This is a genomic window from Saprospiraceae bacterium (assembly GCA_016715965.1).
Lineage (GTDB): Bacteria > Bacteroidota > Bacteroidia > Chitinophagales > Saprospiraceae > Vicinibacter.
This window is the reverse complement of sequence record JADJXG010000001.1, coordinates 238631-251691: the sequence shown is the minus strand read 5'-3', so window position 1 is coordinate 251691 and position 13061 is coordinate 238631. Positions and strand designations below refer to the sequence as shown.

Sequence of the window (13061 nt, the reverse complement as noted above, 5' to 3'; positions counted from 1 at the left end):
GTTATCTAAAAAGGTTTACAAAATCAATGGAAACATAGGGGGTTTTTAAAAATATTCAAAAAATATAGTTGCTTATATGGTAAGGCGGGTGCAACTTTGCGAGTGAAACAAAATAGAATTATGGGTAAAGGATGGATGCTTTCTATGTTTTTTGGAGTATTTTTTCAATATCATTTATTGGCCGGAAATTCGCCCAATGATGCCCTGCGACTCATATTGCATGATTCAACAGAAATGAAAAAAACTGTCAAGTCATTTTTAAAATGGTATAAATTGAATTATAAAAAGTCCAACAATTTTGGATTTACCTTCCAGGACAAGGATGGAAATTACCAGGTTAGCCTGAAAGAATGTCAGAAATACCTGGACTATTTGTTGTCCAGCGGATTTGTCTCCAAGGTATATGAAAAGGAATGGATGAAGTACTTCATCATGAAAGAAAAATATTTGAAGGAAAATTTGCAGAATGAAGGACCACCGGAAGGTTTTGAGTTTGACCTGGTGCTGATCACACAAGAGCCAGAAATTATACTAAATCAAATCGATCAATTGGTATTTCATGTGACTAAAAATGAGGAAGGTAAGATGGTGGTCCGCCTTGAAGGAGAATTTGGATACGATTTCGAAATGTCAAAGGAGAATGGCATTTGGAAAATAGATTATATCGCGACCATGAATTATGATTAAAGTTTTTATTTTTGAGTTCTAATGACTTTGGCATGAAATTATTTTATCAGATTGTGATTGGAATTTATGGACTGGTGGCATTGTATTATATCTACTTGTCAGCGATGCACTTGTTTGTATATTTTACGAACAGGTCACTCGGTCATGAAGAGTCCTTTTTTGAACCAGGAAAAAACTTGATTGTCGCATCGGTATTTTCTTTTTTTGCCATTGCTTCCTGGTTCCTAATCAGGAATCCCAATTATTCAAAATTAGGTTACGCGGTGTTTTACATTCCTTTGATCGTTGCAGGCTTGTTTGTATTATGGACGCTTACTATTTTGATCGGATCCGGAGGTAAGTGGAATTGATATATTATAACAAATGAGGCAGGGATGACAAATGTCAACAGATACAATGGTGACCCCATCCGAATGTATGATTTGATGGATGTTTTTATCGTGCATTGTCCAAAGTGCAAGGGCAGGGCTGAAATCAAAGTGAATGAATTCCTTCGCTTCAAATCTGCAAAATTGCGATGTAGTAAATGTTTTTTTTCTGAGAATGCATTGGATCGGACGCGCTACAGGTCTTCAGGTACAGGTTGGTGCATGCATTGTTCATCAAAACTATCCTTAAAAATAGAAGAGAGAAAAACAATGCCATCGTACCTATTGGCCCATTGCCCTGAATGCAATAAGAAAAGCAAAATACGCGAAAATTGGGAGACATTCGTGATGAAATACAACGACGAAGGTATTATAGATCCTGCTTTTGGTTTGGACCTATGGTATCAGGATGAGGTGAGAGGAAATGTCTTATGGGCGTACAATGAAACGCACCTAATAGAAATAAAGAATTATGTGAAAGCGGAATTGAGAGAAAGATCCACCCATCGGTTTAAAATGACCATGGTGGAGAAATTGCCATCATTTATCAAATCAGCCAAAAACAGGGATGAAGTATTGCAGTCCATTGAAAGGATGTTGTATAAGCAAAATTGAAAATCCTAAATTTATTCAATCGGATTATAAAAATTGGAATAGCCTCTTGATGAGCATTGGATAGAAAATCAAACAAATGACAAAGCCAAAAACCAAAAAGGAGGCAGACAATAGCCAGGCATCTTTTCCATTTAAACTGGCTTTTTGTGGATTTTCCGGGAGATACCAGATTCTCAGTTTTTGTCCAATTTCGTAATGGCTTAGGTTGGAGAAGCTGGTCGAATAAAACCTGATCTGAATGTTCTGATTCGTCACAAACTGGATAACCGGTGCTTTTGATCCTGATGTTTTCTCATTTACTTTCATGGGTCTGTGGTATAAATCAACGACCGTCCCTTCTGTCTCAATTCCATTCCTGAAGATATGATAGTTTTCCCTTGCTTCTCTGATTCCAATATAGAACAGTAAAGATCCTGCCAAAGCGAACATTAGCAGGAATAAAAGTTTAAAAGTTTCAATATATTCCAAAATAGTTTTCTTTTGAAAATTGTCCTGATGGTCCAAATTGAATCATTTCATTTTTGAAGAACAATATACAACAAGACCAAAATACCAAGTACTGCCAATAATGCAGCAGGAATCCCGACCATCCAAAGTGCTGTGTTATCAGCTTTTATCAGAACTTTTGTGACAAGGGCAATGATCAACCAGAGAAAGCCAAGATAAACAGATGGATTCATGGATAAGTATTTTAACTTTAGTTCATCGAAAAGCCACCAAAGCATAAATACAAATTCTATCGACCATAAGATCCAAAATAGATATTTCATTTGTTGGTATTTTATTTGATTTTAAACACAATGTCGCGATCATTGATTTCATAGTAGGATCCGGAGGAGACCGTTTGTTTTCGGAGAGCGGTATCAGCAATAAAACGAACAATCTCATCTCTTTCAGATCTTGGAAATCCTGTTTTTTGCTCCCATTCCTCAGCGGTGGGAATGTCAATGTAAAAAAGACAGTCGCCACCTCCGATTTCCGAATAAAATGATGCCGTTTGATCTCCCTGGATAAATGTGATGGTGGATGATCTTCCCTGATCTTTAAATTCAAGTTTTCTTGAAAATTTTTCGTAGATTTTCATCAAGGCATTTTCCCTCATGATCAAATCTTCATCGGGAATGATTTTCCCAAATCCATCTCTGTAAACAATGGGGTTTTTCTGTTCCGAATCAGATTTGTTGGATTCGGCATCAAGCTTTGGTATTTCGGGTAAGATCCCGAATTCAAATTTTTCCCACTGAATGATATGTCTGACACCATCTTTTTTAGTAATCTCGAGTCTTGACTTTCCAGGTGGAATAAACAGAGAGTCAATTAAAATATGAACACTTCCGCCAAGGATATTATCAATTTTCTCAGAATAGATGCTTGTGCCCTTAGGCATCCATATAATTTCTAGGTCATCATAAAACATTCCGTGTTCTGGCAACCACAGGATGATTTGCTGGCAATCATTGTAATGAACAATTTTAATGTTTTTTTCTGTAAATGGAGGAATGGGATTCAGAATGCTGTCTTCTTCCAAATCTTTGGGAATAAAGTTATGTATGTCTATTACCTGAATGATGCCAAAGTAATTTTTTTGGTTTTCTTCCATTGGATAATTGGGTGGTGGATTTTGGTTTCAAAATTACAATTTAGTTTGGATTCCACCGGGAAGGAATTTTCTGTATCTCAATCAGTGTGGAAATGCTCACCAGATTGTTTGAGTGGTTTCAAATTGGACAAAATGTAGATCAAAATTCACCACAAGTGGAAACATTTTAATGAAACTCAGTATTGGAACAAACTGATTTGTTTTCCATCGATGCAGCGCATAGAATCCTGCTGGAAGTAAAGAACAATCCACCAAGGTCTTACCTTGTTCATGAATAATTGATGTTGCATTCATTTCTATGGAATTCCATGATTTTACCATCATTTTTTCAGAAGCATTGGCGTGATGGGACTCAAGTGAGATAATTGTTTTTCTAACTTGTGATGCGTCTTCCAGACGAACCAATTCTGAAAAATTACCGGTAGGTCTTGTTAAATCTGATGGATCCAGGAATCTCAATTCTTCATTGGTCGATGTGATCCGACAGGGGCCACTCTCAGATTGAAGGTAAGGCAAAAGTGAAACAGGACATGGCTTGGTATAGTGAATGGGCAACAGACAAGACTTCCCTCTTCCATTGTCAGGAAGATGATAACATTGTTTGTTGCGGTAGTCCATTTTTTCACGGAGCCGCTCGTCCTCATTCCATCCATCTATTTCGAGTTCTTCGGGCAACTCCAATACTGTTCCTGCATAGTGAAAGAGGAATGCTTGCGTGAGGACAATGATTGGCATTGGTTGGCGGATGAATATTTTTCTTTAAAACAATTTGGACATTTTAAGAAAAAGTAAGGGCAAACCAAGGATGCAAAAGGCAATTCCCCATTTCATCATCGTCCCCGGAAGTGAACCGGGTTCATCGTCCTGCAAGGCAAATTCATATCTTGATTTGTAGATGTAGTAGTATATTTTCACTTTTTGTCCCAGGGAGTAAGGACTTGGAAATCGATAGGTGGTAGAATAATGCTTGTACAAACCATGGTCTGTTCGGAATTCAACAACGGGAGCGAAACCATTTCCTTTGTCATTTCCAGACAAGTCCCCCGGATTTTCTCTCAATTCTATAACAGTACCTTCGGCCACTTTTCCTTTAGCGAGGGTATGTTTTTTTTCATTTGATTTCTGATAGGAAATTATGATCATATAAATCCCGATCAGTGAAAATCCGGAACCCAGATAAGAGAGGATATTTTGTATTTCCATCATTCATTTTGTTTAGTTTCCAAAAAGTATAAAGAGGATCGCAAGAAATGCCACAATCAGCAGCGATAGTAACAGGATGCTTCCAAAAATTACAGCCGGCACGGCTAAAATAAGACTCGCTAACTTTTTGTGTCCGGTCAGCTTGAACAAGAAGGCGGCTGCCAAAACCACGCACACGATCAGAGCCCATTCTTTGAACAAGTGATCGTAGAATTCCTTATTCACCGGATATTTCAATCCATTGTAATAATCGTACAACTTGTATAATAAATAAATAAAATACAGGCAAATCAAAGGCCAGAATATTCTCTCCAATCTATCCTTCGCATATTCAATGATGTTTTGAAGCTTCATATTGATTTAGAATAAAAATACACAAAGAAAAGTCCAAAGAGAAGTACAATGATGGAAAAGGCAATCGGAAGGTATAGGATCCAAAGTGAGATTTGGGTCTGCCCTTTGTATTTGAAAAATAATGAACCAATCACAATTCCAACGCCAATGGTAATTCTTTTAAAATTCATCCAGTTGTAATAAGTTCGATTGGACCAATTGTCCATTTCCGTAAAGTATAGCATCAGAAAGGCAAGCAGGATGATTGTATAGAGGACAATGACTGGCCAATATAATTTTAAAAGTAAATTGGTAAAAATAGTTGACAGGGCCATGTATGATCCGTATAATATTGGATATTTTTAAGAAGCAGATGTAAAAATCGAATATTTTATTGAAGTGGGCGGTTTGTTTTTTATAAAATTCTTACAATTTTACAAAAATGGAAAGTATTAATTGTTTTTGTGTTTTATTTAGACTGTATTTTATCCCACACCTGTCCAAAACAAGTTTAAATTTGAAATGTGACCAGTGATTTACAAGTGAATAATAATTTTGAAAAGTTATTATAAAACTGAACCCCCCATAACAGTTATTGCAATTTAAAAAATTTCTTTTGTTTATCAAACTTCATGTATGTTACTTTCTTTTGGCCGTCAAAAGAAAGTAACCAAAGAAAACTCGCGGCTGGACTCCTCGCTCACCCAACTGCAGCTCTTTCGCTATGCTAAAAAAACTCGCCTCTACCTTCGCCTACTTGGCTCCACAATCCTCGCTTCGCCAACTCTGTCATTGTAGATTGCTCCTCAGTTGGCTCAGACAGTTTTTAGCATGACCGCGAAATTCGCTGGTTGGGTACCCGAGCTGCGGAGTCCTAGGCCGCATTGAAATGCATAAAAACCATCATTATTCCTGATATTTAAATCTAAATAAAGAGTAATATTACGAGCCTTTTCGTCAGCGGCCCAAGAAGGACAGATTTTGGAAATAGCGCCTTATATTGTCGCTCCTTTAACTGAAACTAATATGATGCAGTCATCAAACAAACTATCATAATGAAATCATATTATGGAGCGGCAATATACAGCGCCCAAAATCTGTCCCAACAGTGAACTTTGCAAAATGAACCCAATTAAGCCAAATAGAATCAAGATAGATGCCGCCTTAGAAAAGGCTGCGTTTTTTGGTACTCCGCTTTCGCGGCTCCTTCACTTAGAGTGCTGTCGCACTCCACCAAGCTTTTAGCTTGGATCGTTCAGTCGTGCGCGACAAAAAGTGGAAAAGTTAGTTTCTAAAAATTATTTTGGACAAATGTGATTTTATCCATTTTCTAACATTGTATTGATCTTCCCTTTTTAACCAAATTTAAAGGTACGCAAACAAAAGTAAAAAAATAGGAGAGGTTTTTTTGTTTCTGGGAAGTTATACGTTGGTAGGATATTCATAGGGTGGTACACTCATTCAGAATATTTAATGGTTCAATTTGTGACCACTGACATTGATCCTAAGCTATTTCAGATGTTACGTAAATTTATATCAATTAGTTCTAATTTAATATAGATATTTGTTTTTTCAAATTTTTCATTTCTAGTTATTTCAATATTGGTCCATGAAGAGGAGAGAATTTATTGTAAAGAGCACTGTGTATGGTACATCCTTGATGGCCTTGTCCAATCGTGCAAAAGCTGCCAATCAATTGGTCCCGGCCGCTAAATCTGTTTTGATCTTGGGAGCAGGATTGGCTGGATTGTCAGCTGCCATGAAGTTAAAGGAATCAGGTATAAGCGTTACCATACTGGAAGCGCGCGGAAGGGTAGGAGGCAGGGTATTTTCTCATTCTCCGAATTCCTCAAAGGACCAGGTGATCGAACTAGGAGCAGAATGGGTCGGTGCTTCTCATGAGAAATTGACCAAATTGTGTGAGCGTTTTGGATTGATCCTTGAAAACAATCAATTTGAAACAGATCTCTGCTACAATGGAAAGCATTCCAAAACAGGAAACTGGGATTTTAGTGCCGGTATGAATGATTTTTGGAATAACAAATCAGCTATTTGGGAAGATATGTCAGAAAACCAAAAGAAGAATTTGGACAAGACAGATTGGTGGAGATATTTGAGCTTAAAAAATCTAGAGTATAGGGATCTTCATTTGAGGGAGCTCCTGGATTCTACCGATTTTGGAGAGAGCATCCGACATACTTCAGCCTACGCCGCATTTGCAGAATATGCGGAAAGCAGCGAGAAAAATGAGATGGACTATAAAATAAAGGGAGGCAATTCTGCTTTGGTGAAGAAAATGGTGGAACATCTGGGTGCGGAAAATATCCATTTGAATCACAAAGCCATCAGCGTCGATCAAACGAGCAACAAGCAAGTAGTGGTGACTTGTGCCGGTGGAAAGGTGTTCAAGGCTGAAAAATTGATTTGTACCATTCCCACTTATTCTATCTTACAAATTGATTGGCGCCCAGGTTTGCCTAGTCAAACACTTGACGCAATAAAGGAATTGCAGTATTCCAGAATCGGTAAATTTCCGATCGTTTTTCGCGAAAAATTATGGAAGCGCGATGATTTTGACATGATCACAGATACCCCGGCGCATTATTTTTACCACGCCACTAAAAATCAGGGATCAAAGACAGGCGTACTGATCTGTTATGCGGCCGGAGACAAGGCGGATGCATTGGCATCAGTCAGCAAGCCCCAACGCGCAGAGATTATTCTAGATGCACTCAAACCAGCTTTTGGCAATGTTAAAAAATACATCAAAGAAGAACTCATGTATTATTGGGGACAGGATGCATTTTCTTTTGGTGCGTATGCATTCTATGGTAAAGGGCAGTGGTTTGATGTCATGCCGGTACTAAAGCAATCGTTCCGAAATGTTTATTTTGCAGGCGAGCATTTGGCAGACTGGCAGGGATTTATGGAGGGAGCCATCCAAAGTGGAGAAGACGCAGTAGATGAAATTCAGGCAGGTTGAGGGGATGCATTAAATATGACTGCAGATGACTGACCGCCAAATTGAAATCATAAAAGAGAGTTGGAAAATAATATCTAATATTGATCCGGCGGTCGTGGGCAATGCGTTCTACAACAAATTGTTTGCGGATTATCCTGCTACTCAAAAATTATTTTCAAAGGACATGAACCAACAGTACCTTAAATTGATGGAAATGCTCAACCTGATTGTCAACAAATTGGATCAACTGGAAGAATTGTCGGTCGAGATCAGAGAAATGGCCAAAAGACATGTGGAATATGGTGTCAAAGCAAAGCATTATTACATGGTGGGAGAATCCCTGCTTTGGACACTGGAAGTAGCCTTAAAATCTGATTGGAATGCTGAATTAGAACAAGCATGGGCATTGTGTTACAATACACTTGCCAAGAACATGATGGCCAGTGTGGAGGACCCTGCATAGCGACGATCTACATCATCCAGTTCTTACAAATAATTTCTGAATGAATTCCTACGGTCCAAAGCGGCCAACCATGCAACTGGCATAACTTTTTAGCTGGGTGAGTAGTCCATTTTCTTCTGTTGCTTCAGGATAACCGAGGGACAACAATGTCTTTTTTACCTTATCCAATTCTAATATAGATTCATCATAATTCACCCTTACCTCATCATCCTCTACATTTACATCCACCTCCCTAACACCATTTAATTCCTGAAGTTTTTTGTGTATGGTATTTGCGCAACCATTGCACTTCAAATTGGCAATTTTTATTGTAGCAGTGTGCATAACTATCTTTTATTGAATAACAATAGGCATATAGACATGGTTCCAGGTCTAAGTATTTTCCTTTTTGGAACAAGTGTTGAAACCAAAAGGATAATACAAAGGACAAAATCCAATAAAGCTGGTGGCTAAAAAAACAATCGCAAGAATCAAAGCAACAATGGCGATCGTCCCTGTGATAACATTCATAAAATAAAGTACAGCAATCGTAAATGCAATAATGACTCGAATGCTTTTGTCAGAGGAACCCATATTTTTTATCATGGTAGTTTGTTTTATTCAGCAAATCTATTTTGCTTGAAATAAAATGACAGAAACAATGCTCACCTTTTCAAATGATATTGTTTGGTATTGGGTGCTGTTCCGACGATTTTCTGTTAAACCAAGGACAAATTACGCACCAAGTAAAAATATTGCAGGATGATCGATGAAAGAATTCAGGTCCAGCTTTCTCCACTCTTTTATTTTTGAAGTTAGGATGGCTTCATTCGGAGCTCCAATGGACGCTGCCACGCAGAGCTTCATTTCCTGAGGACTAACACTGAGCAAAGTGCTGAAAACTTGCTTATTCCGATAGGGAGTTTCCATAAATATCTGGGTAAATCCGGTGGATTTGGCCGCTTTTGAGATCTTAATCAATTCTTCTCTCAGCTCTTCTTTTTTGGCACTCAGGTATCCGTGAAAAGTAAAATTCTGTCCTGGCATGCCGGATGCCATCAAGGCCATCATCATGCTGTTGGGTCCCGAGAGGGGTTTGACTTTATGGCCCAATTGGGACAACTGCGCCACCAATTCATATCCCGGGTCAGCGATGCAAGGCATACCAGCCTCAGAAAGCAAACCCATGTCTGTGTCTGCACCCAATAGCTGTACCATGTTATTAAATACAACATTGTCAGAGATATCGGCAATATCGATCACCGTGATTTGAGACTGCGGCAAGGGATGTCCGATATCCTTGATCCACTTTCTGCTTGTTTTTGGCCTCTCGGAAATAAAAAAATTCAGCCGATGCGCAGTGGCGATTGCCTCGGTGGACATTTGGCCAATACCTGCACCTGACAGAGGGACGGGAATAAGGTAAAGGCAGGCTTTTGAGCTCATTTTGAAGGATTTATTATTGCAAATTTAAGATTATTGCCAATGATTATCTGGATACAATTATTTGAGATCCACTATCTTCGCATTCCTTTTGGGGATTTTATGAGTTATACCATTAAAATACAGCAATTTGAAGGTCCATTTGACCTGTTGCTGTTTTTTATAGAAAGGGACGAACTGGATATCCACGACATACCGATTGCAAAAATAACGGGTGATTTTTTGGAATACATCCGGCACATCGAATCCCTCAATCTTGACCTGGCCAGTGAATTCATTTTGGTAGCAGCCACCCTGATCAGAATCAAGGCCAAGATGCTCATTCCACGTAAAGAATTGGATGAAAACAACCAGGAGCTGGATCCCAGGAGAGAGTTGGTACAAAAACTACTGGAGTACAAGGCGGTCAAGGAAGTCATTCAGGAATTGTCAAATTTTGAGGACGAGCAATCTTTGAAAATGCCAAGAGGAAATCTTAAGACTGAATTTGAAGTCCTTTCTCAAAAAGCCCTTGTCGATGCCGAATGGGAAACATTGAGTTTGTACAATTTGCTGAAGGTCTTCCAAAAGGTAATGGATCGGTTCAACAAACCTCCGGCTGTTGTTCACAAGATTTTTGATTACGAATATCAGATTTCCGATCAGCAAGAAAAAATAAAAATACTGCTGCGTACTAAGTCGCGGGTGGATTTTATGGAAATATTTGAGTCCTGCGACAACAGAATTCACGCCATCGTTACTTTTCTTGCACTTCTTGAAATGGTCAACCTCCAACAACTGTCTATCATTAAAGGAGATTTGATCAATCAATTTTGGATTGAAGAAGCGACCGAGGAGGCATCTGAAAATTCTGGTGTAAGGGATGAAGATAATCAAGCTAAAGATTGAGGCTTTAATTTTTCAATGGTTTTTTTAATTAAATCTTCCCTCCACACCCATTGATAAAGATGGAGGCTTTGCAAATTTTTGTTTCCTTGATTGATCTTACTTTTTATCCGGATCAGTTCACCATAACTGATCTGACTAAAACTTCTTCTCAACAAGGGCAATACCGTTTTAAATTGTTCGTCGGACAATTGACGAAGCCAGTTGTCCAAAGTAAAAATCATCTCATCTTTGTTTAAATAAAAGGCAGATCCGGACAAGAGAAATCCCTCCAACCACAATGCTGTATTGTTGGGCGAATGGGCATCTCCACATTCCATGATCAGTCTGTCTCCATATTCCTGATCGGAGATCCATTGCTCGTCCAAACACAGGTTTATTCCTTTGCCACGGATGATCGGATGTACAGAAATCTGGGCGCTGAATTTTTTCACTTGTTCTTTCCATTCCGCTTTTAATTCCTCCATTTGACAATGGTAAAAAGAACTGTGAATGGTAAGCATGGTCTGCATCAATGACCTTGCTTTTTCATCCTGGATCCCAATGCATTGGTGTCCAAAATTGAAAACCAATCTCGGCAGAATAAATTCTATTAATTGGCGGGTATTTTCCACATGATAGTTGTGCAAACTTCCATAACTCAAACCTGCTAATAAGGGTCGCAACAACTTGGATAATTCCATGACATCCTCGATGTCTATGCACAGTGCATGTATTTTCTGACTGATGCCGGTAATGAGTTGATCCATTCCAGCTTTCAGAGCATGTTCCATCAACATGCCTAATTTTGCCAAAGAGACGTCCTTGGATTGAATAAAATCAACCAACAATCGACTTGCTAGCTCATCCATAGAATTTCCTAAAATGGCTTTATGGATCAAGTCCACTTCCAATTCCGGAGACCATGCAAAATTCCAATGTTCGTGAAAATTACCCTGGGCAACAAAATCCAAGGACACAGGAATCGCCCAATTTAATTCAAGCAAAAAGCATTTGTGGATAAATCTGCTTTTTTCGAGATGTTTAGGTTTTCTCAGATCAAGCTGTAGCGTTTTTTCATTTTCTTGCTCCCAGTACCCAAGTAAACCCAAACTTTTTATCTGACTTTTAAATTCTTTTACAAAGGGAAGTTTACTTTGATCGGTGTGCAACTTTCCGATTTTGCTGCCAACAAAAATCTTTTCTGATAAAAGCTGAATCTTTCCCGGATCCGCCTGACCGAAAATGCAAATTAAAGTTTCTTCCAATTCCTGAATGCCTGGCTTCGAAAGGCCTCTTAATAAAGTGAGTTGATATGCCAGTTTTTCAGCATCTATGATTTCAGAAGTCCCAATGGAATATCCAAATTTCCGGAACTCCCAGGCAGCTTTGGTCAACCAATCAGACAAGGCCGAATCTGGATGTAAGAATAGCGATTCATTCCATGCGGGTGATTTCACTCCAGCCGAATATTCCCTGTTGAGCACAAGTCTTTGATAAGACCAAGGGATCAGGGTACAAGAAGTGTTGACGGATTTCAGTGTCGGTGGTTTTTCATGACTGGATTGATGGATATGGTCCATCGTGAGCACTGGTCCATGCCAAGCACCACAAATCACGGCTATTTTTTTATAACCCTGTGCCAGACATTTTCGAATCTGATCGCGCATGAATTTTTCTCTGATCAAAGTCTCTGCATCATCGAGATGATTGCTCTTATGGCGCAATTCACACATAAGTTGTTGAATCATATCAAAAAGACCGGAATGTTCTGTCCAATGCTCAAAATATTTTGACCACCAAATCTCACTGTCTTTGTACCCCTGCATGGAGGCCAGGTATCCCAGTGGATCCCTGATCATATTTTTTTGTTCGAGGGTTAAATTCTTGGAGTCATTGGTTCCAAATGATCGGTTGGCGAGCGCATATTTCGCGGGAAGATCCATGGCAAAGACAGGAATATGGTGTTTCAATCCGAATAAGATGGCCTGATATTCAGGTGAGAATTCTGCAAAAGGCAGGTAGTAGCAATTATTAGCTTGTGCTTCCTCGTAGAGTAAAAAAGCCAGGGGGCATTCATTGCCAGATTCTGAAAGTTGATGTAAAATTTGCTCAACCTCTTTAGGTAGTTCGATGCAGAGTGCATCAGGTTTTATTTGTTCCAAAGCCATCATCATGCGTCTGCAGGAACCCGCGCCATGGTGTCTGATGCCCAATATGTTCAATTCTGCTTCCTGCATTCTCATCTGATGATACAAATTTGGTATTTTTTTGCCAATCCATGTTTGATTTCAATGGACATATCGTTTAAAAAATACATACAGCAACTAATGCTCTTTTGGTATTTTTTAGAATATCCATGATTTTTGGAAAAATTTAAGGGGACATATCATAAAAAATTGAGGCATATGCCTTAAGATGCCAGTAAACAGGGACATATTACATCAAAATGATATGGCATCGTTTTTGGATACCATTGATGGTCCGATGAGATGTACATCAGCGATCCAATGGTATACAGAAATCGAAGGTGTAAAGTCGAAT

At 38.8% G+C, this 13061-nt stretch carries 17 protein-coding genes; 6 read left to right on the top strand and 11 right to left on the bottom strand.

Annotation, left to right across the window (positions count from 1 at the left end):
- Positions 1-120: 120 nt before the first annotated feature.
- The 3 genes from IPM48_00935 to IPM48_00925 are packed head-to-tail and all read left to right on the top strand — an operon-like array spanning position 121 to position 1670.
- Positions 121-687 carry a hypothetical protein gene (locus IPM48_00935; GenBank protein MBK9270135.1) on the top strand — a complete coding sequence of 189 codons (567 nt, stop codon included), beginning with the start codon at positions 121-123 and terminating at the stop codon, positions 685-687.
- A gap of 32 nt (positions 688-719) precedes the next feature.
- Entirely contained in the window at positions 720-1037 is a 318-nt protein-coding gene (locus IPM48_00930; protein ID MBK9270134.1) for a hypothetical protein, read from the top strand.
- A 24-nt stretch (positions 1038-1061) separates the two neighbouring features.
- Positions 1062-1670 (top strand): hypothetical protein, encoded by a 609-nt coding sequence (locus IPM48_00925; protein MBK9270133.1) that lies wholly within the window; start codon positions 1062-1064, stop codon positions 1668-1670.
- Positions 1671-1694: 24 nt separating this feature from the next.
- On the opposite strand, the gene IPM48_00920 is transcribed toward IPM48_00925, so the two are convergent.
- The 7 genes from IPM48_00920 to IPM48_00890 all read right to left on the bottom strand — a co-directional run bounded on the left by IPM48_00920 (position 1695) and on the right by IPM48_00890 (position 5141).
- On the bottom strand, positions 1695-2138 hold the full coding sequence (locus IPM48_00920; protein ID MBK9270132.1) for a DUF3592 domain-containing protein: 444 nt from the start codon (positions 2136-2138) through the stop codon (positions 1695-1697).
- Between the two features lie 47 nt (positions 2139-2185).
- Positions 2186-2440, bottom strand: a complete 255-nt coding sequence (locus IPM48_00915) for a hypothetical protein (GenBank protein ID MBK9270131.1) — start codon at positions 2438-2440, stop codon at positions 2186-2188.
- An 11-nt stretch (positions 2441-2451) separates the two neighbouring features.
- The gene (locus IPM48_00910) at positions 2452-3270 is read right to left on the bottom strand and encodes a hypothetical protein (protein ID MBK9270130.1); all 819 of its coding nucleotides are present in this window, start codon (positions 3268-3270) and stop codon (positions 2452-2454) included.
- 96 nt (positions 3271-3366) lie between these two features.
- On the bottom strand, positions 3367-4005 hold the full coding sequence (locus IPM48_00905) for a hypothetical protein (GenBank protein ID MBK9270129.1): 639 nt from the start codon (positions 4003-4005) through the stop codon (positions 3367-3369).
- Between the two features lie 24 nt (positions 4006-4029).
- Positions 4030-4476 carry a DUF3592 domain-containing protein gene (locus tag IPM48_00900; protein MBK9270128.1) on the bottom strand — a complete coding sequence of 149 codons (447 nt, stop codon included), beginning with the start codon at positions 4474-4476 and terminating at the stop codon, positions 4030-4032.
- A 9-nt stretch (positions 4477-4485) separates the two neighbouring features.
- The gene (locus IPM48_00895; protein ID MBK9270127.1) at positions 4486-4827 is read right to left on the bottom strand and encodes a hypothetical protein; all 342 of its coding nucleotides are present in this window, start codon (positions 4825-4827) and stop codon (positions 4486-4488) included.
- Entirely contained in the window at positions 4824-5141 is a 318-nt protein-coding gene (locus IPM48_00890) for a hypothetical protein (GenBank protein ID MBK9270126.1), read from the bottom strand. Before IPM48_00890 ends, IPM48_00895 begins: the two co-directional genes overlap by 4 nt.
- A 1274-nt stretch (positions 5142-6415) precedes the next feature.
- Here IPM48_00890 and IPM48_00885 point away from each other — a divergent pair.
- Together IPM48_00885 and IPM48_00880 are read left to right on the top strand one after the other, a co-directional pair.
- A complete protein-coding gene (locus IPM48_00885; protein ID MBK9270125.1) occupies positions 6416-7789 on the top strand; it encodes an FAD-dependent oxidoreductase in 1374 nt (457 codons plus the stop codon).
- A gap of 25 nt (positions 7790-7814) precedes the next feature.
- Positions 7815-8231: a hemoglobin gene (locus IPM48_00880; GenBank protein MBK9270124.1), complete on the top strand. Its 417-nt coding sequence runs from the start codon at positions 7815-7817 to the stop codon at positions 8229-8231.
- Between the two features lie 48 nt (positions 8232-8279).
- Here the strand turns inward: IPM48_00880 and IPM48_00875 are convergent, their stop codons facing one another.
- From IPM48_00875 to IPM48_00865, 3 genes are all read right to left on the bottom strand, one after another.
- Positions 8280-8555, bottom strand: coding sequence for a heavy-metal-associated domain-containing protein (locus IPM48_00875; protein ID MBK9270123.1), 276 nt, complete (start codon positions 8553-8555; stop codon positions 8280-8282).
- Between the two features lie 48 nt (positions 8556-8603).
- Positions 8604-8816 carry a DUF2892 domain-containing protein gene (locus IPM48_00870; protein ID MBK9270122.1) on the bottom strand — a complete coding sequence of 71 codons (213 nt, stop codon included), beginning with the start codon at positions 8814-8816 and terminating at the stop codon, positions 8604-8606.
- A 129-nt stretch (positions 8817-8945) separates the two neighbouring features.
- A complete protein-coding gene (locus IPM48_00865) occupies positions 8946-9656 on the bottom strand; it encodes an SAM-dependent methyltransferase (protein MBK9270121.1) in 711 nt (236 codons plus the stop codon).
- Between the two features lie 99 nt (positions 9657-9755).
- Here IPM48_00865 and IPM48_00860 point away from each other — a divergent pair, with 99 nt between their 5' ends.
- A complete protein-coding gene (locus IPM48_00860) occupies positions 9756-10541 on the top strand; it encodes a segregation/condensation protein A (GenBank protein ID MBK9270120.1) in 786 nt (261 codons plus the stop codon).
- Here IPM48_00860 and IPM48_00855 read toward each other — a convergent pair.
- On the bottom strand, positions 10526-12763 hold the full coding sequence (locus tag IPM48_00855) for a hypothetical protein (protein MBK9270119.1): 2238 nt from the start codon (positions 12761-12763) through the stop codon (positions 10526-10528). The genes IPM48_00860 and IPM48_00855 overlap by 16 nt on opposite strands.
- Positions 12764-13061 lie beyond the last annotated feature (298 nt).